The sequence below is a fragment of the Streptomyces viridiviolaceus genome (genome assembly GCF_014650995.1).
In the GTDB taxonomy this organism is placed as follows: domain Bacteria; phylum Actinomycetota; class Actinomycetes; order Streptomycetales; family Streptomycetaceae; genus Streptomyces; species Streptomyces viridiviolaceus.
The window spans coordinates 61,924-80,395 of record NZ_BMWA01000032.1; the positions used below are offsets into that span (position 1 = coordinate 61,924).

General features: G+C 70.8%; 22 protein-coding genes. 20 read left to right on the top strand and 2 right to left on the bottom strand.

What is annotated here, in order from left to right; all coding sequences use genetic code 11:
- Positions 1–14: 14 nt before the first annotated feature.
- The 14 genes from IE260_RS34535 to IE260_RS34600 all read left to right on the top strand — a co-directional run bounded on the left by IE260_RS34535 (position 15) and on the right by IE260_RS34600 (position 11,475).
- Positions 15–893, top strand: coding sequence for a hypothetical protein (locus IE260_RS34535; protein WP_189879180.1), 879 nt, complete (start codon positions 15–17; stop codon positions 891–893).
- A gap of 66 nt (positions 894–959) precedes the next feature.
- Positions 960–1,667, top strand: coding sequence for a Flp pilus assembly protein CpaB (cpaB, locus tag IE260_RS34540; RefSeq protein ID WP_189879183.1), 708 nt, complete (start codon positions 960–962; stop codon positions 1,665–1,667).
- 9 nt (positions 1,668–1,676) lie between these two features.
- The gene (locus tag IE260_RS34545) at positions 1,677–2,930 is read left to right on the top strand and encodes a CpaE/TadZ family protein (protein WP_189879185.1); all 1,254 of its coding nucleotides are present in this window, start codon (positions 1,677–1,679) and stop codon (positions 2,928–2,930) included.
- The gene (locus IE260_RS34550; RefSeq protein WP_189879187.1) at positions 2,927–3,322 is read left to right on the top strand and encodes a pilus assembly protein; all 396 of its coding nucleotides are present in this window, start codon (positions 2,927–2,929) and stop codon (positions 3,320–3,322) included. The genes IE260_RS34545 and IE260_RS34550 overlap by 4 nt, the downstream gene beginning before the upstream one ends.
- Position 3,323: 1 nt before the next feature.
- Positions 3,324–3,695, top strand: a complete 372-nt coding sequence (locus tag IE260_RS34555; protein WP_189879190.1) for a TadE/TadG family type IV pilus assembly protein — start codon at positions 3,324–3,326, stop codon at positions 3,693–3,695.
- A 25-nt stretch (positions 3,696–3,720) separates the two neighbouring features.
- A complete protein-coding gene (locus IE260_RS34560) occupies positions 3,721–5,058 on the top strand; it encodes a TadA family conjugal transfer-associated ATPase (protein WP_189879192.1) in 1,338 nt (445 codons plus the stop codon).
- Between the two features lie 11 nt (positions 5,059–5,069).
- Complete coding sequence (locus IE260_RS34565; protein ID WP_189879194.1) at positions 5,070–6,014, top strand: type II secretion system F family protein; 945 nt, start codon at positions 5,070–5,072, stop codon at positions 6,012–6,014.
- A gap of 15 nt (positions 6,015–6,029) precedes the next feature.
- Positions 6,030–6,917, top strand: a complete 888-nt coding sequence (locus tag IE260_RS34570; RefSeq protein ID WP_189879196.1) for a DUF5936 domain-containing protein — start codon at positions 6,030–6,032, stop codon at positions 6,915–6,917.
- An 11-nt stretch (positions 6,918–6,928) separates the two neighbouring features.
- Positions 6,929–8,413: a sensor histidine kinase gene (locus IE260_RS34575; RefSeq protein WP_229881593.1), complete on the top strand. Its 1,485-nt coding sequence runs from the start codon at positions 6,929–6,931 to the stop codon at positions 8,411–8,413.
- A 47-nt stretch (positions 8,414–8,460) separates the two neighbouring features.
- Positions 8,461–9,318, top strand: a complete 858-nt coding sequence (locus IE260_RS34580; RefSeq protein WP_189879198.1) for a response regulator — start codon at positions 8,461–8,463, stop codon at positions 9,316–9,318.
- Between the two features lie 121 nt (positions 9,319–9,439).
- Positions 9,440–9,637 (top strand): Flp family type IVb pilin, encoded by a 198-nt coding sequence (locus tag IE260_RS34585; protein WP_189879200.1) that lies wholly within the window; start codon positions 9,440–9,442, stop codon positions 9,635–9,637.
- Entirely contained in the window at positions 9,634–10,233 is a 600-nt protein-coding gene (locus IE260_RS34590; RefSeq protein ID WP_189879264.1) for a pilus assembly protein TadG-related protein, read from the top strand. Before IE260_RS34585 ends, IE260_RS34590 begins: the two co-directional genes overlap by 4 nt.
- A 34-nt stretch (positions 10,234–10,267) precedes the next feature.
- Complete coding sequence (locus IE260_RS34595) at positions 10,268–10,843, top strand: hypothetical protein (protein WP_189879202.1); 576 nt, start codon at positions 10,268–10,270, stop codon at positions 10,841–10,843.
- Between the two features lie 8 nt (positions 10,844–10,851).
- Positions 10,852–11,475 (top strand): OmpA family protein, encoded by a 624-nt coding sequence (locus IE260_RS34600; protein WP_189879204.1) that lies wholly within the window; start codon positions 10,852–10,854, stop codon positions 11,473–11,475.
- Between the two features lie 109 nt (positions 11,476–11,584).
- On the opposite strand, the gene IE260_RS34605 is transcribed toward IE260_RS34600, so the two are convergent.
- Positions 11,585–11,998, bottom strand: a complete 414-nt coding sequence (locus IE260_RS34605) for a DUF192 domain-containing protein (protein WP_189879206.1) — start codon at positions 11,996–11,998, stop codon at positions 11,585–11,587.
- A gap of 234 nt (positions 11,999–12,232) precedes the next feature.
- On the opposite strand from IE260_RS34605, the gene IE260_RS34610 reads away from it, so the two are divergent.
- The 6 genes from IE260_RS34610 to IE260_RS34635 all read left to right on the top strand — a co-directional run bounded on the left by IE260_RS34610 (position 12,233) and on the right by IE260_RS34635 (position 17,041).
- Complete coding sequence (locus IE260_RS34610; protein ID WP_189879208.1) at positions 12,233–12,550, top strand: hypothetical protein; 318 nt, start codon at positions 12,233–12,235, stop codon at positions 12,548–12,550.
- On the top strand, positions 12,547–13,905 hold the full coding sequence (locus tag IE260_RS34615; protein ID WP_189879210.1) for a putative T7SS-secreted protein: 1,359 nt from the start codon (positions 12,547–12,549) through the stop codon (positions 13,903–13,905). Before IE260_RS34610 ends, IE260_RS34615 begins: the two co-directional genes overlap by 4 nt.
- A gap of 91 nt (positions 13,906–13,996) precedes the next feature.
- Positions 13,997–14,590 carry a hypothetical protein gene (locus IE260_RS34620; protein ID WP_229881595.1) on the top strand — a complete coding sequence of 198 codons (594 nt, stop codon included), beginning with the start codon at positions 13,997–13,999 and terminating at the stop codon, positions 14,588–14,590.
- Between the two features lie 20 nt (positions 14,591–14,610).
- Positions 14,611–15,285, top strand: a complete 675-nt coding sequence (locus IE260_RS34625) for a hypothetical protein (RefSeq protein ID WP_189879214.1) — start codon at positions 14,611–14,613, stop codon at positions 15,283–15,285.
- Positions 15,286–15,326: 41 nt separating this feature from the next.
- Positions 15,327–16,199 (top strand): LLM class flavin-dependent oxidoreductase, encoded by an 873-nt coding sequence (locus IE260_RS34630; protein WP_189879216.1) that lies wholly within the window; start codon positions 15,327–15,329, stop codon positions 16,197–16,199.
- 53 nt (positions 16,200–16,252) lie between these two features.
- Positions 16,253–17,041 (top strand): class I SAM-dependent methyltransferase, encoded by a 789-nt coding sequence (locus IE260_RS34635; protein ID WP_189879218.1) that lies wholly within the window; start codon positions 16,253–16,255, stop codon positions 17,039–17,041.
- A gap of 19 nt (positions 17,042–17,060) precedes the next feature.
- On the opposite strand, the gene IE260_RS34640 is transcribed toward IE260_RS34635, so the two are convergent.
- Positions 17,061–18,266, bottom strand: a complete 1,206-nt coding sequence (locus IE260_RS34640) for a winged helix DNA-binding domain-containing protein (protein ID WP_189879220.1) — start codon at positions 18,264–18,266, stop codon at positions 17,061–17,063.
- Positions 18,267–18,472 lie beyond the last annotated feature (206 nt).

An 18,472-nucleotide genomic window follows, 5' to 3' on the forward strand; every position in this document is an offset into this window, starting at 1 on the left:
ACGGGGAGCCGCGCGTGCCAACTGCCATTGCCGTGACCAGTGCCGACTTGGCACTGCCGCCGCAGGACGAACGGACCCTGCCCGCGGTCGTGCTCCAGGACGTCGACCGGCGTCCGCTGGAGCAGGCCCTGACCGACCTGCAGTCGCTGGTCGACCAGCACGGGCATGTGATCGTGGTGTGCTCACAGGCCGCCCCCGCCGGCGTGGAGCGGCGGCTGCACACCATCCGCTCCCTGCTGGAGACCGACCGGATCGCCCTGTTCCGGCCGCCCCTGCCCCCGCTCGGGCTCGCGGTCCTGGCCCGCCAGTTGCGGCAGCTGGCCTCCTGCGACCTCGGCCCCGGCGTCCTCGCCTCGGCCGGCCGCCTGCTCACCCACTACATCCACTCCGGCGCGCTCCTCGGCTCCGTCGCCCGGCTCGACCGCGTCCCCGTGGGCCTGAAGTCGCACGCCAAGTCCTGGATGCCGGGCAGCCAGTTCGGCGTCGTCGCCCACCCCGAGCCGCAGCTCGTCAGGATCACACCCGGGGCCGCCCTCGCCGGACCGGAGTTCGGCACCTGGCTGCTGGTCGCCAAGGGCCAGCTCCCGTCCGACTGGGTCACCGGCACGCTGGCCCCGTCCTGGAGCGTGCTCGGGCTGCGCGAGACCCCGCTCCCGGCCGAGTCCCCTGGCTGGTGGGGGACCGGCAGGCTGACCGAGTTCTGCGCCTACCTGCCCGACCTGTCGGTCCTGTACCAGCTGGTCACGTCCGTACGGCAGAGCAGGTGCCACTGGTGCGGCATCGACGTCATCGGGGACCGCTGCGTGTTCTGCTCCGCGACGCCCCCGGTCCACGACGCCCGGCCGGACGGCCGGCCCGGCGTCCGTGGCGGCACCCGCATGCTCACCGGGTGAGCCGCACCCGCACCGCCCCGTCATCCGATCCGGTCCGACCGAACCCCCAATGAGGTTGCACGGCTCATGAACTCCCGTCAGCGCCGCGGCATCATCCTGCTGATCCTGTCCGTCGTCTGCGCCCTCGGCGCCTTCGCCGGCGTGCTGTCCGTCGTCCGTGACGTGCAGTCCAAGGTCGGCCCCGAGGTCACCGCCTACCGGCTCACATCAGATGTGGCGCCCTACACGACGCTCAGCGCGGGCCAGTTCGAGAAGATCCGGATGCCCGAGCGCTGGCTCTCGCAGAACGCGGTCACCGATCTCGACCGGATCCGCGGCAAGATCGCCGTGACGACCCTGAAGAAGGGCTCGTTGCTGCAGAGCGACATGATCGTCGACCAGCCCGCCCTGCAGCCCGGGCAGCAGGAGGTCGCCATCATGATCGACGCGGCGACCGGAGTGGCCGGCAAGATCACGCCGGGCTCCACCGTCAACGTGTACGCCACCTTCGAGGCAGAGCGTGAGGGCGACCCCGCCCAATCCAAGATCATCGTGACCAACGCCAAGGTCATCGACGTCGGCGAACTCACCTCACTGGAACCCGACGAGAACAGCCGCGACCGGCAGCCCACCGACGCCGTCCCCATCACCTTCGCCCTGTCCACGATCGACGCCCAGCGCATCACCTACGCCGAGTCGTTCGCCCAGCGGGTCCGGCTCGCGCTCGTGGCACCGGGCGGCGACACCACGGTGCCGGACAAGGACCGGACGTACGAACTCGCGAAGGACAAGTGAGAGGCCCGCATGCCCACGAGGATTCTCCCGGCAGTCGGCGACCCGGACGCCGTACGGTCCATCACGACCCTGCTCAGCCAGCTCCCGGACGCCGAACCGGTGGCCCCGGTCGTCGACTCCACCCAACTCGTGGACACCCTCGCCCGGCTGGCCGCCGAATCCGTCGACGAACTCCCCGAGGTCGTCGTCGTGCACGAGCGGATCGGACCGGTCCCCGCGCTGGAACTGATCCGCGAGGTCGCCCTGCGCTTCCCGGCCGTCGGCGTCATCCTCGTCACCTCCGACGCGGGCCCCGGCCTCTTCCAGGCCGCCATGGACTACGGCGCCCGCGGCCTGGTCGCCCTGCCCCTGAGCTACGAGGAACTCGCCAGCCGCGTCCAGGCGGTGGCCCAGTGGTCGGTAGGCGTACGCCGTCACCTGGGCAGCGGCGGCGACGTGTTCACCGGGGCCGGCGGCACCGTCGTCACGGTCAGCGGCGCCAAGGGCGGCGTGGGCGCGACCGTGACGGCCATCCAGCTCGCCCTCGCCGCCCAGGCGTCCGGCCGCGGCACCGCCCTGGTCGACATGGACCTCCAGACCGGCGACGTCGCCTCCTACCTGGACGTCCAGTTCCGCCGCTCGGTCGTCGACCTGGCCGCCGTCAACGACATCTCCCCGCGCGTCCTGGCCGACGCGGTCTTCCGCCACGACACCGGCGTGGCGCTGCTGCTCGCCCCCGGCGAGGGCGAACGCGGCGAGGACGTCACCGACCGCGCCACCCGCCAGATCGTCAGCGCCCTGCGCTCCCGCTACGAGGTCGTCGTCATCGACTGCGGCGCCCAGCTCGGCGGCGCGGGCGCGGCGGCTGTGGAGATGGCCGACAAGGCACTGCTGGTGACCACCCCCGACGTGGTCGCGGTGCGCGGCGCCAAGCGGGCGGTGCGCATGTGGGACCGGCTGCAGATCCGCAAGGCGGAGGAGACCACCGTCGTCGTCAACCGGCACACGCGCGGTACGGAGATCCAGCCCGCGCTGATCCAGCGGATCACCGGCACGGGCGTCGCGGCCACCGCGGTCCCCGCGGCGTTCAAGGAACTCCAGGGTGCCGTGGACGCCGGACGCATCCACGAACTGGACAGCCGCAGCACCGTCAAACAGGCCCTGTGGGGCCTCGCGGGCGAGCTGGGGCTGGTCAAGGCACCCGAAGGGGACCGGAGGGGCGGCCGGTTCCGGGGCGACAAGGGGTCGGTGAGCTTCCGGCGCCGCAGGGAGGGCGGCGGATGAGCGCGTTACGCGGCCGGAACGCGCAACGGGACCGGGGCCAGGTCACCATCGAGTTCCTCGGCATGACGCCGACGATCATCGTGACGCTGGTGGTGCTGTGGCAGCTCGTGCTGGTGGGGTACACGTTCACGCTCGCGGGGAATGCTGCCGACGAGGCGGTACGGGCGGGGACCGCGGCGAGTCCGGGGGAGCGGGCGGGCGCCTGCCAGGAGGCAGGCGTGGACAAGCTGCCGGGCGCGTGGGAGGGGGACGCCGACGTGGACTGCGGCACCGGGGGCGGTTTCGTCACGGCCGACGTGCGGCTCAGGGTCCCCGTCCTCTTCCCGGGCACGATCGGGTTCCCGTTCGACGTGCGGGGCCACGCCGGGGCCGTCGAGGAGGAGGACGACTGAGATGCCGTACCTCGCCGGAAGGCAGCGCGGAAGGCACCGTGACCGGGGCCAGGTGGCCATCGAGTACCTCGGCTTCCTGCCCGTTCTGATCATCGTCGCCATGGCCGCCGTACAACTCGGCCTGATCGCCTACACCGCGCAGCAGGCCGGCACCGCGGCGCGGGCCGGCGCGCGCGGGGCCTCGCTCGACCGCAGCGCCCAGGAGGCGTGCACCGCGGCGGTGAGCGGCTGGCTGGCCGACGGCACCGACTGCCCGCCGTCGTACGCCGCCGACGAGGTGACGGTCACCGCGACCGTCGACATCCCCTCGATCGTCCCCGGCTGGGACTTCGGGGACGCGACCAGGACGGCGACCATGCCGCTCGACCACTGACCGAGGAGCAAGGAGCACCGGACGCATGAGCCTGCGCGCACGCATCCACGCCCCCGAGGAGCACGGCAGCCGGGGCGAGGACGGACACCTGGTCGCCTCCTACCGGGCCAAGCTCCTGGAGGAGATCGACCTCGCGGAGATGAGCTCGCTGGCCACGGCCGAGCGCCGGGCCCGGCTGGAGCGGGTGCTCGGGCACATCATCAGCCGCGAGGGCCCGGTCCTGTCGACCGTCGAACGCTCGCAGCTGATCCGCCGGGTGGTGGACGAGGCCCTCGGCCTCGGCATCCTGGAGCCTTTGCTGGAGGACGCCTCCATCACGGAGATCATGGTCAACGGCCCCGACGCGATCTTCGTCGAGCGCGGCGGCCGGGTGGAGCAACTGCCGCTCCGCTTCGCCTCCAACGACCAGCTCATGCAGACCATCGAGCGGATCGTCTCCACGGTCAACCGCCGCGTGGACGAGTCCAATCCCATGGTCGACGCCCGCCTCCCCTCCGGCGAGCGCGTCAACGTCATCATCCCGCCGCTGTCCCTGACCGGCGCCACGCTCACCATCCGCCGCTTCCCGCGCTCCTTCACCCTGCACGAGCTGATCGGCCTGGGCTCGCTGGACGAGCACATGCTGTACCTGCTGGCCGGCCTGGTGCAGGCCAGGTTCAACATCATCGTCTCGGGCGCCACGGGCACCGGAAAGACCACGCTGCTCAACGCCCTGTCCGGCCTGATCCCGGAGACCGAACGCATCATCACCATCGAGGACTCCGCGGAACTCCAGCTCCAGCAGGCGCACGTGATCCGCCTGGAGTCGCGCCCGCCCAACGTCGAGGGCAAGGGCCGCGTCACCATCCGCGACCTCGTCCGCAACTCCCTGCGCATGCGCCCCGACCGCATCGTCGTCGGTGAGGTCCGCGGCGGCGAGTCCCTCGACATGCTCCAGGCGATGTCCACCGGCCACGACGGCTCGCTCGCCACCGTCCACGCCAACAGCGCGGAGGACGCCCTGATGCGCCTGCAGACGCTCGCCTCCATGTCCGACGTGGAGATCCCCTTCGTGGCCCTGCACGACCAGATCAACAGCGCCGTCGACGTCATCGTCCAGCTCACCCGCTTCGCCGACGGCGCCCGCCGCATCACCGAGATCGCCCTGCTGGCCAGCCACGGCGGCGAGCCCTACCGCCTGGCCACCGTGGCCCGCTTCAACGCCCGGCCGATGACCGCCGACGGCCGCATCTACGGCGCCTTCGAGCACTATCCCCTCCCGCGCCGCACCGCCGACCGCCTCTACATGGCGGGCCAGCCCGTTCCGCAGGCCTTCGGCGTCGCCGTGACCGCAGACCAGCTCGCCACCCGAGAAGCCAGGTAGGAACCGTCCCGATGGAACTGCAGACCCTCGTCACGCTCACCACCGGCGTCACCCTGCTGACCTGCGCCCTGGCGGTCATGGGCGTGCACTCGTACGCCTCGGGCAAGGCGCAGCGCCAGGCCCTCGTCGACCGTCTCACGGCCACCGGCCGGATGCCCTCCGCGGGCCGCCGGCACCGCTTCGGCAACCTGGACCGCCGCCTGCGCCGTACCAAGCCGGGCAGGAAGCTGGAACTGCGCCTGGCCGCCACCGGCCTGGACATCACCCCGGGCGAGTTCTTCGTCTACATGCTCACCACGGTCGCCGGCCTGTGGCTGATCGGGCAGGCGTCCCTGGCCCCGTTCTTCGGCCCGCTCGCCGGGCTGCTCGGCATCGGTGTGGCCGTGCAGTTCCTCAACTGGCAACGTCAGAAACGCATCGAGAAGTTCATCAACCAGCTTCCCGAACTCGCCCGCATCCTCGCCAACGCCACCCAGGCCGGTCTCGCCCTGCGCACCGCCATCGGCATGGCGGCGGAGGAACTGGAGGCCCCGGCCGGCGAGGAACTCGGCAAGGTGGCCGACCAGCTGGCGCTCGGCGCCTCGATGGACGACGCCCTCGGTGAACTGGCGGACCGCCTCCCCTCCCGCGAACTGGTCGTCCTGGTCACCACCCTCGTCCTGTCCAACCGGGCGGGCGGCCAGGTCGTCGGCGCCCTGCGCAACCTGACGGAGACGCTGGAGGAGCGCAAGGAGACCCGGCGGGAAGTCCGCACGCAGCTCTCCCAGGTGAACATGACGTCGTACGCCGTCCCCGTACTGGGCGTCGGCTCCCTGTTCCTGATGAACGGGGTGAAGGACGGCGCCCTGGAACGCATGACCGGCTCACCGGCCGGCCAGGCGGCGGTCATCATCGCCTTCGCGCTCTACGCCGTCGGCTTCGTCCTCATCCGCCGCCTGTCGCGCATCGACGTGTAGGACGGAGGAGACCTCGTGGAACTGCTGCTCGCACTGGTCATGGGCCTCAGCGTCTGGGGCGTCTTCGCCGGCATCCGCATGTACCGGGCCGAGGCGAAACTCCCCGGCGACCTCGCCCTCGCCCTGGAGGTCGGCTCCACCCGCACCGGCGCCGTCGACTCCCTCGTCGACCGCCTCGGCATGCGGTACGCCCCCACCGTGCTGCGCCTGATGGGCCCGAGCCTGGTGGCCAAGTACCGCCGCAAGATCGACCTGGCGGGCAACCCCGGCGGCCTGACCATCGACCGCTACGCCGCACGCCGCGCGGTCTACGGCTTCCTGGGCGCCGTCGGGTTCCTGGTCTTCCTGATGCGCGGCCAGTTCCTGGTCGCCCTGCTCCTGCTGGCCTTCGGGGCGTTCTGGACGGAGGTCGGCATCTGGTCGGCCATCCGCATCCGCAAGGACGAGATCGAACGCACCCTCCCCGACTTCCTCGACGTACTGGCGGTCGTGGTGAGCGCGGGGCTGGGGTTCCGCCAGGCCCTGGACCGCGTCGCGACGCGCTACGAAGGCCCGTGGGCGGACGAACTGCGCATCACCCTGCGTCAGATGGACCTGGGGATGAGCCGCCGCCAGGCGTTCGCGGAGCTGCGCCGCCGCAACGACTCGGAACAGGTGGCGATGTTCGTCACGGCGCTCCAGCAGGGCGAGGAACTGGGCGCCCCCATCGTCGACACGCTGGTGTCCCTGGCCAGGGACATGCGCCGTACGGACGCCCAGAACGCCCGCCGCAAGGCGGCCCGCGCGGTGCCCAAGGCCACGATGATGATCACGACGTTCATGGTCCCGGCCACGATGATCCTCCTCGGCGCGGGACTGATCCTCGGGTCCGGCACGGACTTCGGGTCGATCACGGGTGAGTAGGGGAGGACGACATGTCGATCACGAACCCGCGGACCAGGGACCAGTCGGATCGGGAGCCCCTGGGGACGCCCCCCACCCGGGTCCCGCGCCGCCGCGCCCCGAGGACGCCGGCGCTGCCACGGGGGTGGGAACCCGCGGAGGGGGCGCCGAACGGGCGGCCGGCATGGACGGTGCAGGGACACGGATCCGTGGCCGCCGACGGAGACGGCCCCTCACGGCACCCGACCGCACCCGCACCCTCTCCCGGCCCCGAACCGGCACCCGCGCCGGCCATCCCCCTCCAGATCAACGCCCTGCAAGCCCTGTGCCGGCAGGTCTTCGGCTTCCGCCTGGCCATGATCGCCGTGGCCGCCCCCGCCGCCCTCCTCAACGCCAACCCGGGCCTGGGCGCACGCCTGGTCGGCGCCGCCGTGGTCGTCACCTTCATGGGCTCGTACGTCCTCTTCCGGGACTGGGAACGCTTCGGCCCCCTCCTCCTGCGCCACCCCACCCTCCTGGCGGTGGACACCCTCTTCGGCTCCCTGCTGCTGATCTCGGCGGGCCCCGACACCACGCTCGCCTACGTCAGCGTCTGCACCCCCCTCCTCGCCGGCCTGGTCTACGGCTGGCGGGGCGCCGCCGTCTTCGCCTCCCTGCAGTCCCTGATCCTGCTGCTGGTCCACGCGACGATGAAGGACCCGCACCCGGGTCCGGCGGAGTCGTTCCTGCTGCCCGGCCTCTGCGTCATCGCCGGGGCCGTCGGCTCCAGCCTGCGCAACCTGCTCCTCCGCTTCGGCGCCGCCACCCAGGCACTGACCGCCGTGCAGGCCCGCCTGGCCGTCACGGAGGCGGTCAGCGCGGAACGCGCACGGCTGGCCCGTGAGCTGCACGACTCCGTGGCCAAGACACTGCACGGCGTGGCCCTGGCCGCCGACGGTCTGGCCGCCACCGCCGGCCGGGACCGCACGGACCCGGCGCTGATCAGGCAACAGGCGGACCTCATCGCCCGCTCGGCCCGCCGGGCCGCGGCCGAATCCCGCGAACTGCTCACCGACCTGCGCCGCGAGGCCGACCCGTCCCACGGCACGGACGTGACCAGAGAACTCGCGGCGCGCACACACGACTTCACCACCCGCACCGGGGTACCCGCCACGTACCACCACCCCACCGCGGACCAGGCCGTGCCCGCGGTCCCCCCGGCCGTGGCCCGCCAGCTCCTCACCATCGCCTCGGAGGCGATGGAGAACGCCCACCGCCACGCCGCACCCACCCACGTCCACGTCCGCGCGGGCGTCCACGGCGATCTGCTGCGCATCAGCGTGTACGACGACGGCGGCGGCCTCCCGCCGGGCACGACCCTCGAAGAACTGAGCCGGGCCGGCCACTTCGGTCTCGTCGGCATGGTGGAGCGGGCCGCCTCGGTGGGCGCCCGCATCCGCATCGGCAGGGGCGAGCACCCCACGGGCACGGAAGTACGCCTGGACCTCCCGCTGGCCGCCCTGCCGCTCCGGACATGAGCACGCCGTACGCACCCGACCCCCCACGACAGGAGAGGAGGAACCCGATGCCGGACGACCCGCCCCGGAACCGGGGCCCACTCCACCACCCGCTCCCGGTCCCCACCCCGACGCCCCCGCTACGGGTGATCGTGGCGGACGACAACCCGGTGGTCCGCGCCGGCCTCACCGCCCTGCTCTCCGGCCGGGAGGACATCACGGTCGTCGCCGAGGCCGCCGACGGCAGAGCGGCCTGCGAGGCGGCCGACCGACACCGCCCCGACGTCGTCCTCCTGGACGTCCGCATGCCGGGCGTGGACGGCATCTCGGCCCTCCCGTACCTGGTGGGCATCGCACCGGTGATGATGCTGACCTACAGCGGGGAGTCGGAGATCGTCCAGGAGGCCCTGCGCCGTGGCGCCGGCGGCTACCTGGTCCACGGCGAGTTCACGGCCGACCAGCTGGTGACGGCGGTCCGGGACGTCACACAGGGCAGGGCCCACTTCACGCCGACGGCGGCGGGAGCGCTGCTGGCGCAACTGAGGGAGGAGGAGCGCCGGGACGCCGTGAACGCCGATGGGAGTGCGACTGCACACGAGGCGTATGAGTCCAACCCTCTTGCAGCTGAGCTAAGTAGCCCATTCTCTGCTCCCCCTCTTTCGCAATTGCAACCAGCTGTGGCACAGTCGTCGTCCGGTGCTCTCGACAGGTCGAGGTTCCGGCTGAGTGCCAGAGAGGCGGAGATCATGGACCTCATCGCGTCCGGCATGAACAACCAGCAGATCGCCGCCGCCTGCTTCATCAGCGAGAAGACGGTCAAGAACCACATCAACCGCATCTTCGCCAAGCTCCACAGCTCCAGCCGCTCCGAGGCCGCCGCGAAGTGGCTCGGCACGGCGCCGGACTCCCCGCGGGAACTGGGGTGATCTGCGATGACCGCCGCTGATTGGGCCCGGAAATGGGCCCAGGGACCCTCCGCCGGACGACGTGTCCCCCCGTACGTTCCAGACGCCGAACGCGGCACCGGCCACCCGGGAGGGGAACACGATGACCAACTGGCTCCACACCACCGCCACCTACCTGCAGACCCACGCCGCCCGCGACGACAAGGGGCAGACGGCTGTGGAGTATCTGGGGATCATCGCGGTGGTGGTGGCGATCGTGCTGGCCATTACGGGGACGGACATCGGGCAGTCGATCTACGACGCGATCGTGGACAAGATCGACGAGGTTACCGGCGGCTGACGCGCGGCCGCAGACACGGCGACGCAGGGCAGGCCTTCCCCATCTACATCACGGTGGTGGGAGGCCTGCTCTTTCTCGCGCTCGCGTACTTCGCGGTCGGCCAGGCCGGGGCGAATCGGAACAGCGCTCAGACAGCCGCAGATGCGGCGGCGCTCGCAGCGGCACAGGAAACACGTGACCAACTCGCTGACGAGTGGGTCAAGAAGGTGCGTGACCCGGACTCATGGCAGGACATCTTCGACGGACTTGTGGCCGGCCTCGGCCCCTCGTGCTGGAGAGCGGAGCAGCTCGCGGCTCAGAACGAGGCGCGGCTCGACGCCTGCGCACCGGACGGACCGCTTGAGCACACGGTCGAGGTCACGGCAGGGGAGCCGGTCGGAGACAGCATTGTCCCGGGCACGGAGAACAAGTACGCGCGCGCGTCCGCGAAGGCTGTCATCGAACCGCGCTGCACGTTCGAGCTTCCCGGAGGCGACGCAGGGGACGATGTGCTGCCGAGGTTGACCTGCAAGGGCGAGCACTGGGATCTGGATGTGAAGGACCTGGGCGATCTCCCGAAAGCCGAAGACCTGTTCGAAGTCCATCTGGCCGACTGACAAGCCAACGACGAGTGATGAAGGAAGCAGGGGCATGAGCATTCGGTTCACTACGAAGGCCCGCAGGGGAATGGCCGCAGTGACCGTTGCAGCCGGACTGGCCCTGGGCGTGGCCGGCTGTGGCGGGGGCAGCGACGACAAAAAGCCGGAGGCTTCGGCAACTGCTTCCCAGGAAAGTGGGTCCAACCCGAGTACTCAAGAAGGAACGGACGAGCCTCTGGCCGAGCTGAAAGGAGAGGACGGGCTAGTCCTCAAGATCAGTTCGGCCGTAAGGGACTCCGGAGGATTCGTCACCGTCAGCGGCGAATTGAAGAACGACGGTGACGAGCCCGCTCGTGTTTCTGTACGGACGGCAGGTGATGAGACCGAGATCATCCGGCATGGGTCCTCGCTCGGCGGAGCGACCCTTGTGGATTCAGCAGGGAAGAAGCGCTATTACGTGCTCCGCGACACGGACGGTCGGCCCCTCACAACGACGAACATGCCGAGGATCAAGGCAGGTGCTGCTATTCCTGTGTTCATGCAGTTCCCGGCGCCGCCATCGAACACGAACGAAGTCACCTTCCAGTTGCCGACGTTCGCTGCCGCTACTATCCAGATCTCCGGGTGAGGTCACCAATGACCCAGACCCGTCTCACCGTGCTCCTCACTACTTCGCTCTTCTTTGCCACGAACGTCGTGGGAGCGACGCTGGCCCACGCCGACGACGACCCGAACGTCCCCCCAGGAAGCGAAGCCTCCGCCTCCGCCCCTGTGGAACTGGACCCCAACGACCCCGACCTGAAGCTCCCGGACGGTGCCACGCTCGCCCAGGCCAAGGTGTTGGACATCAAGTCGGTCGTGGAGGACCAGAGCGGTGACGAACGCCGGGAGGACACCAACTCGGACGTGAAGTTCGCCCTGCAGGCCGAGGTGCTGTTCGGCAAGGACAGCGCGAAACTGGGCGCGGAGGCGAAGTCCCGTATCGCCGGTATCGCCGAGGAGATCAAGACCCAGAACGCCACCAAGGTCCGCGTCTTCGGCTTCACCGACGACCTCGGCTCCTCCGCCCACGGCGACGTCCTGTCGAAGAAGCGGGCCAACGCCGTACAGGAACTCCTGGTGCAGGAACTGAACGACGCCGGCATCACCTACGAGGTCCGCGGCTACGGCGAGCAGTACCCCATCGCAGACAACTCGACGGAGGCCGGCCGCAAGAAGAACCGCAGGGTCGAGGTCTCCTTCCCCCGCTCCGAAAATTGACCCTGGGCGGGATGCTCGCGAGCCGGGTAGCTGGCATCCCGCCCCGCACCCCTATCTGCACCTGGCCGCCCGTGACGGCCTGCGGCGGGCCGTGGCCACATCACCACGCTCAGCCCAGAGGGCCTGGGGCCTTGTCCGAAGAGCCCGGCGACCAGCCCTCCACGACCTCCACGCGCACCCCCACCCGCACCCCCCACCCCGCCATCGCCCCGGCCTCCGCCTCCAGCACATGCCGGGAGCGGAGCCGGGGCAGCCCCAGCCGTCCCGGCGGCATGGTGCGTACGGCGATGACGGTGAGCCGCCGGTCGAGGTAGGCGACGTCGATGGGCATGCGCATGCGGACGGTGTGCACGCTGTTGGCGGGTGACAGGAGGATCGCGCCGTCGACGGCGTCCCGCCCCAGCAGCCCCTTGGTGCGGGCCCGATAAGAGGCGGCGATCTCCAGGGGCACCCGGACGTCCGCCGCCGCTCCTTCCCCCGGCACGACCAAGGTCCCCCGCCTGTCCAGCCGAAGCCGCTGCATGGCCGGCCCCTCCCTTCGTGCCGTCGGTGTCCCGACCGAACGTACCCACAGGAACCGGGGCGCCACACGGGCCCAGGGACCTATGCCACGACCGTCAACCACTGATCGGGAACGACAGCCCTCGGGGCGTCAAGGTGCACCCCCTGGGAGGGGAAGGCGGATGCGGGCGTCACGAAAGGCGGACGCCGTCGTTCCTTCCATCGGTGCAGGTGGACCGACTATGGGGCGGGGCAGATGGCGGAGCGGCTTGCGGTCGACGGTGATGAGCTCGGGCGGTTCATGAAGTCGCTGAGGAAGTCGTCGAGTTCGCTCAGGGGCGTGCGGAAGGCGCTGTCGGACGCGACGATCACCGGCCTCGGCACGGACGACCTCGACTCGGCGTGCGAGGACTTCCAGGAGGACTGGACGTACGGGTCGGAGGAGATCGGCAAGCAGACGGAGGATCTGGCCGAGATCATCGGGAAGAGCAAGGACAGCTACCTCGAGGTCGACAAGGCGCTCGAGGAAGCGGTGAAGCGGTCGCGGGAGAGCAAGAACGGCGACAAGAGGTGACCGTCACTCCTGGCACCGAGCAGCGCGGCGCGGCCCTCGACCCGCAGTCGCGGGCGGACCTGGGCAAGCCGCAGGGGCTCAAGTCGGCCCCGCACATCCCGAACCCCGGCTACCCGCACCTCGGCTTCAACCCGGTACCGGGCGACACCGAGACGGTGAGGGGCTTGCGGAAGAAGCTCAGCGGCTGCGCCGAGGTCCTCCAGGAAGCCCTCGATCTGGTCACCAAGCTCCTGGACGGCAGCTACTGGAAGGGCGATGCCGCGGTCGCCTTCCGTGAACAACTCGACGGCGGCCCGCTGCCCCTGAATCTGAAGAACGCGGCCCACTCCATCCGCAAGGCGGCCAGGCAACTGGACCGCTGGGAAGGCGAACTCGACGACTTCCAACGGCGGGCCAGAAAGCTCGAGAAGGACGCCGAGGAAGCCCAGGCAGCCGTGGATCGGGCCAAGGGGCGAGCGAGTGAGGCGGGCGGTGATCCGGACCTGCAGAAGAAGGGGACCGACTACGACACCGCGCAGAAGGCGCTGACCCGCGCGAACACCGCCGTTGAAGAGGCGCAGGCCGAGCTCGACAGGATCATCGGCAGGGCGAAGCGGTTGGCCGAGGAGCATGAGAGCAAGGCCAGGCACCGGGCGGACAAAATCCGCGACGCCACGAAGAAGCTGGTACCGCACGAGCCGGGATGGTTCGACGAGGCCCTCGACTGGCTGACCGACAACCTGCCGGACATCCTCAGCTTCACGGCGGGTCTCATCGGGGTGACAGCGCTTCTCCTCGCCGGACCGCTGGGACTGAGTCTCGCAGTGATGGCGGCGATGATGCTCACGGCGTCGGGACTGAGCGCGACCGCGCTCATGCTGCGGCTCACCGACCCGGAGGTACGGGCGTCCCTCCTGGACGGGCTCACCAAGGGAGAACTCGACGCCGACTTCTGGAGCAACGCGGTGTCAGTGGGTGCGGACTTTGCGGGGGCATTGCCAGGGGTGGGTGCTGTTCTGAAGGGGAGTATCGAGGCCATGGACGTTACTCGGGCAGGTGCACATTCACTTGACTTCTGGCAGAAGGCAGCCACCTACGGTTCGAAGTCTCTGGAGGAGGCAGGGCGCATCATTGGGCTGGAAAATCAGCTGATTGCGCGAGCTGTGCGCGGCTTCAGTGACCCGGAGAAGGCCGCAAAGGCAGTATCCGCAGCTTCGGGGTTGACCGGTGTCGCCACTGGTGGCTACGGCCTGTACAACAAGGCTGTGGACGCCGATGACGACGGAATCAAGGACGGCACTGTCGCAGGAATCGACGGCTCCCGGCTCGTCCTCGACAACGGCGGGATCGTCGGCCTCGTTCGTCATGTCTTCTGACACCGCAAAGGAGGAGTGAAGAACCGTGAACCCTCGCACGTGTCCAACGGCTTGGGATCATCCCCCGACGCGGTTGGCGTGGGCCTCGCACATGGTTATGAACGTCGCCGGGCTGATCGGCTGGGCCGGTGGATGGGTCGCGTTGCTGGGAATTTCCACCTACAGGCCCAATTGGGTGGCATGGGCCTTCATGCCGTACTTCATCTACGCGCCTTACCGAGTGCTGACTCAGCTGAAGTATTTCCCAGCAGCATTCTTGATGCTGCGTGTTCTGCGAACGTATCCTTGGCAAATTATGCGGAACGTTCCGCGAGGGCTGACCAAGCGGCCCGAAGTCACGGGAAAGCAGTACGGTTGGTTCGAGTTCTCCAATCCTGCTTGCCAGGATCAGCGGCTGCCGCTTGTTTTCTCCCGGCACCTCCGCCGGGAATGGTGGGCCCGCCGAATGGCCCCAAGAGCCAAACCCCACTTGAAGGCCGACATCGAAACCATCTGGTTCGCCGGCGACCCGCGATTCATCGGGCTTGTTGCCGCCCCCAGCCGGCGAGGAACGGCCCCGCGTCGCATGCATGTCGTGGAGCAGCGGATCGATGCGCGAAGCGGCTGGCGTTTCGCCGACTGGGGCGCGACTCCCGACGACATCGAGCGCGGACGTCGTGCAGGCGTCCACCCGGTCCGTCCCTGAGCCGAAGTGAGAGATGTGCTGTGAGTGCCCCTGCGATCGTTCTCCACGAATCCGTTCACGACCCCCACGCGGAACTCTGGTTCGCCGAACCCGCCGGCTTCACGGCTCTGCCTTTGGAGGCGCTGCTCGCCGAGCCGGATGCGCCGCACGCCGACGGTCTGCGCGCGGCAGCGGCCGTGTTGCTCGAATCGGCACCCGACGAGATGGCGAGGCAGGAGTTCATCGCGCTTCTTGCCTCGGGACAGCGGATGCTCAGGGCCCTGGGTGAGTTCGGGATCGTCCACTGCGCGGTCGGTCTGCACCGCGACGACGTCGGCGGGGTGGCCGGCGGCAACGCCCAGCCCCTGCTCTCCCTGTTCACCGTCTCCTGGTGTGCCACCGCGGTGGCCCCGCGAGCGGCGACCGTGGCTCGGGTGGTGACCAGAGCGACGGACCACTCCCACATCGAGTACCTCGAACGGGCGAGCGGCCCACTGGCCATCAGCGAGTCGGTCCGCCGCCCGGCAGCGGGCAGTGGCCTGCCTCCGCATCCGGTGCTGCAGATCCACGCCCATCTCCCGCACCCCGACTGCAAGCGCCTGGCCGTCCTCACCATCAGCACCACGGCCATGGCGCGCAGGGCGGAGTACCGGGCGATGCTCCGGCAGATCGTCGAAACGGTCAGCTTCCAGAATCCCCTGAGCACCGGCCCGTAATCTCGTTGCCCAAGGACCCGGGCCGGGGGTAGGAACAACCCATGACCGACCTCGGCGCCGTGTTCCGCCCGCAGCTCGCCCCCGAGCAGCTGCACGCCGTCTGCCGTGTCGCCGATGAGGCCGGGCTCGAAGAGCTGTGGCTCTGGGAGGACTGTTTCCGCGAGGGCGGGATCTCCACGGCCGCTGCCGCGCTCGCCTGGACCGGACGCGTGCGGGTCGGGGTCGGGCTGTTGCCCGTGCCGCTCAGGAACGTCGCCATCACCGCGATGGAGGCCGCCACGCTGCACCGCATGTTCCCCGGTCGCGCGATCCTGGCCGTCGGGCACGGTGTGCAGGACTGGATGGGGCAGGTCGGGGCGCGGGTCGAGTCGCCGGTCACGTTGTTGCGGGAGCACCTGCTGGCGCTGCGGGCGCTGCTGCGCGGGGAGCGGGTGACGACCCAGGGGCGGTACGTCCGGCTCGACGACGTGGCGCTCGACTGGCCGCCGGACGCCGGTGTCGGGGTGCTGGCCGGCGCCACCGGGCCCCGTTCGCTGCGGCTCGCCGGGGAGGCCGCCGACGGGACGGTTCTCACCGCGTCCACTCCTCCCGACGGGGTGCGGCGGGCCCGGCTGCTCATCGAGGAGGGGCGGGCCACGGCCGGGCGCACGGAGCCGCACAAGGTGGTCGTCTACCTCCTGACGGCCACCGGACCCGGTGCCGCCGAGCGGCTGCGCGCCGAACTGGTCGCCGAGGGAGTCGACGCCGTTCCGGAACTCGGGGTCGCCGGGGACGCGGGCGCCGTCGCCAAGGCCGTACGGCGACTGGCCGAGGCCGGGGCCGACACCGTGGTCCTCCAGCCGACCGGGGACGAACCCGACCCGGAGGGCTTCGTGCGGTTCGCCGCCGAGGAGGTCCGGCCCCTCGTGGCCTAGCCCCGTGCCCCACCCCCTGCCCCCCATCGCGTTGACCGGAAGAAGCACCACCCATGGCACAACCGCACCCCCGCACCTTCGAGGACCTCGTGGCGGAAGGCGCGTCCGTGCCCACCGAGGGATGGGACTTCTCCTGGTTCGAGGGGAGGGCGAGCGAGGACCGCCCGTCCTGGGGGTACGCGCGGTCCATGGCCGGCCGGCTGGCCGCGGCCACCGCCGTACTGGACGTGCAGACAGGCGGGGGCGAGGTGCTGGACTTCGCGCTCGGGGCCGCCTCCCGCCCGCCCCGGCTCGTCGTCGCCACGGAGGGCTGGCCGCCGAACGTCGCCAAGGCCACCGCCCTGCTCCGCCCGCGTGGAGTCGCGGTGGTCGCCTCGCCCGAGGACGCGCCGTTCCCCTTCGCCGACGGGGCCTTCGATCTCGTCGTGAGCCGGCATCCCGTCGTCCCCCACTGGACGGAGATCGCCCGCGTGCTCGCGCCCGGCGGGACGTACTTCGCCCAGCACGTCGGGCCGAGCAGCGTCTTCGAGCTCGTCGAGTACTTCCTCGGGCCCCAGCCGGAGGAGAACCGCAACGCCCGCCACCCCGACCGTGAGCGGGCCGACGCCGAGGCCGCCGGCCTGGAGGTCGTCGACCTGCGCGCGGAGCGGTTGCGGATGGAGCTCCACGACATCGGAGCCGTCGTTCACTTCCTGCGCAAGGTGGTGTGGATGGTCCCGGGATTCACGGTCGAGGAGTACGAGCCCCGGCTGCGCGCCCTGCACGAGAGGATCGAGGCCGAGGGCCCCTTCGTCGCCCACAGCGCGCGGCAGCTCTTCGAGGCCCGCAAGCCGCGGAAGTAGGCCGCACAGGCCGCGGGGGTCACGCGTGCGGGCCCACCGTGACCTCGCCCACCACCAGCTCCGCCTCCGCCTCCAGTACCGCTGCCACACGGTCCGCCTGCGCGGCGAGCTGCCGTTCCTGCCGTGCCGTCAGGCGCCCCAGCGGCTCCACCGTGATCGTCGTACGCCGCCCCCGGCGCCGCTGGTGCCAGACGCCGGCCGCCACACCGTCCACCAGCAGGACGGGGAAGTTGCCCGCCTGCCCGCCCGCCAGCGCCCGGCGGTGGGCGGCCCCGGGGAACAGCAGTTCGCGCGGCTGGGCGGCGATGACGTACGCGTCGAAGTACGGCAGCAGCCGCACCCCGCGGGCCGGTTCGTCCGGGAAGACCGTGTCGCCCGCCGCCACCCAGGCCGGCGCGCCCTCGAAGTCGACCTCCTCGATCTCCCCCGCCGCGGACAGCTCGGTGTACAGCCGTACCGCCCAGCCGGCCGGTGCGGCCAGCCACTTGGCGAAGTGCTGCGGGGTGGCCGGGCCGTAGGCGTGCAGGTAGCGGCGTACGAGAGCCCGCAGCCCCTCCCGCGCGGTCACGGGCGTGAAGTGCGGCGGGCGGGTGTACGTCACCTTGCGGCCACGGTTCGGGCCGAAGCACAGGGCGCCCGCGTGACCCGCCCGGTGCACCACCTGACGCCAGCGCGGCCACATGTCCTGGAAGGCCGGCATGACCAGGTCGCCGGCCCACGGCCCGGTGCGGGCGACGACCTCCTCGCCCAGTTCGTCGATGGTCAGGAAGGTGCCGTCGAGGGCGTCGCCGATCGCCGCCACGACCTGCCGGGCCTGCTCCTCGGTGAGCTGTGCGGCGGGCGGGAAGGGGCTGGTCCCGGCGGGGACCGCGGTCAGCGCGGCGCTCCACAGGGGCAGGTCGTGGGCCGGGAGGAGATGGACGGTCCCGCGCGGGCCGTAGGTCTTCACGAGTGTCGCGGGCGAAGAGCCCGGAGCGGCCGGCGGACCCGCCGCGCCCGCGGTGCCCGGCCACAGCGCCGCGCGTACGTCCGCCCGTGTCACCCCTTCGGCCGACCGAATGCCGACCGACACCTCGGCCGCCGACAGCACTTGCGCGTGGGCGGCGAGCATCGCGCCGACCACGTCGGCGACCGGCGTGCCCGTTCGGGCGGAACTGGCCAGGAACTGTCGTTGGAGCCGTCGGGCGCTCGCCGCGCCCCACGTGATCCTCGCGGTCGTCGTCATGGGGGGACGGTAGGGCGGCAGTAGGACAGGTATTGGCCTCGTGCTCGTGCGGGGCGGGAGGCGTTCCTAGTCGCGGGGGCGCCGAAGATCGGACCTTCGGTGCGTAAAGGACGTACCTTCGCAAACATTCGCGCCGTTGGAGGGGGCGTGCGGAATCGCCCGCCGATCCTCACAGGGTTTCCACATCGTTATCCGTCGACGTCCCG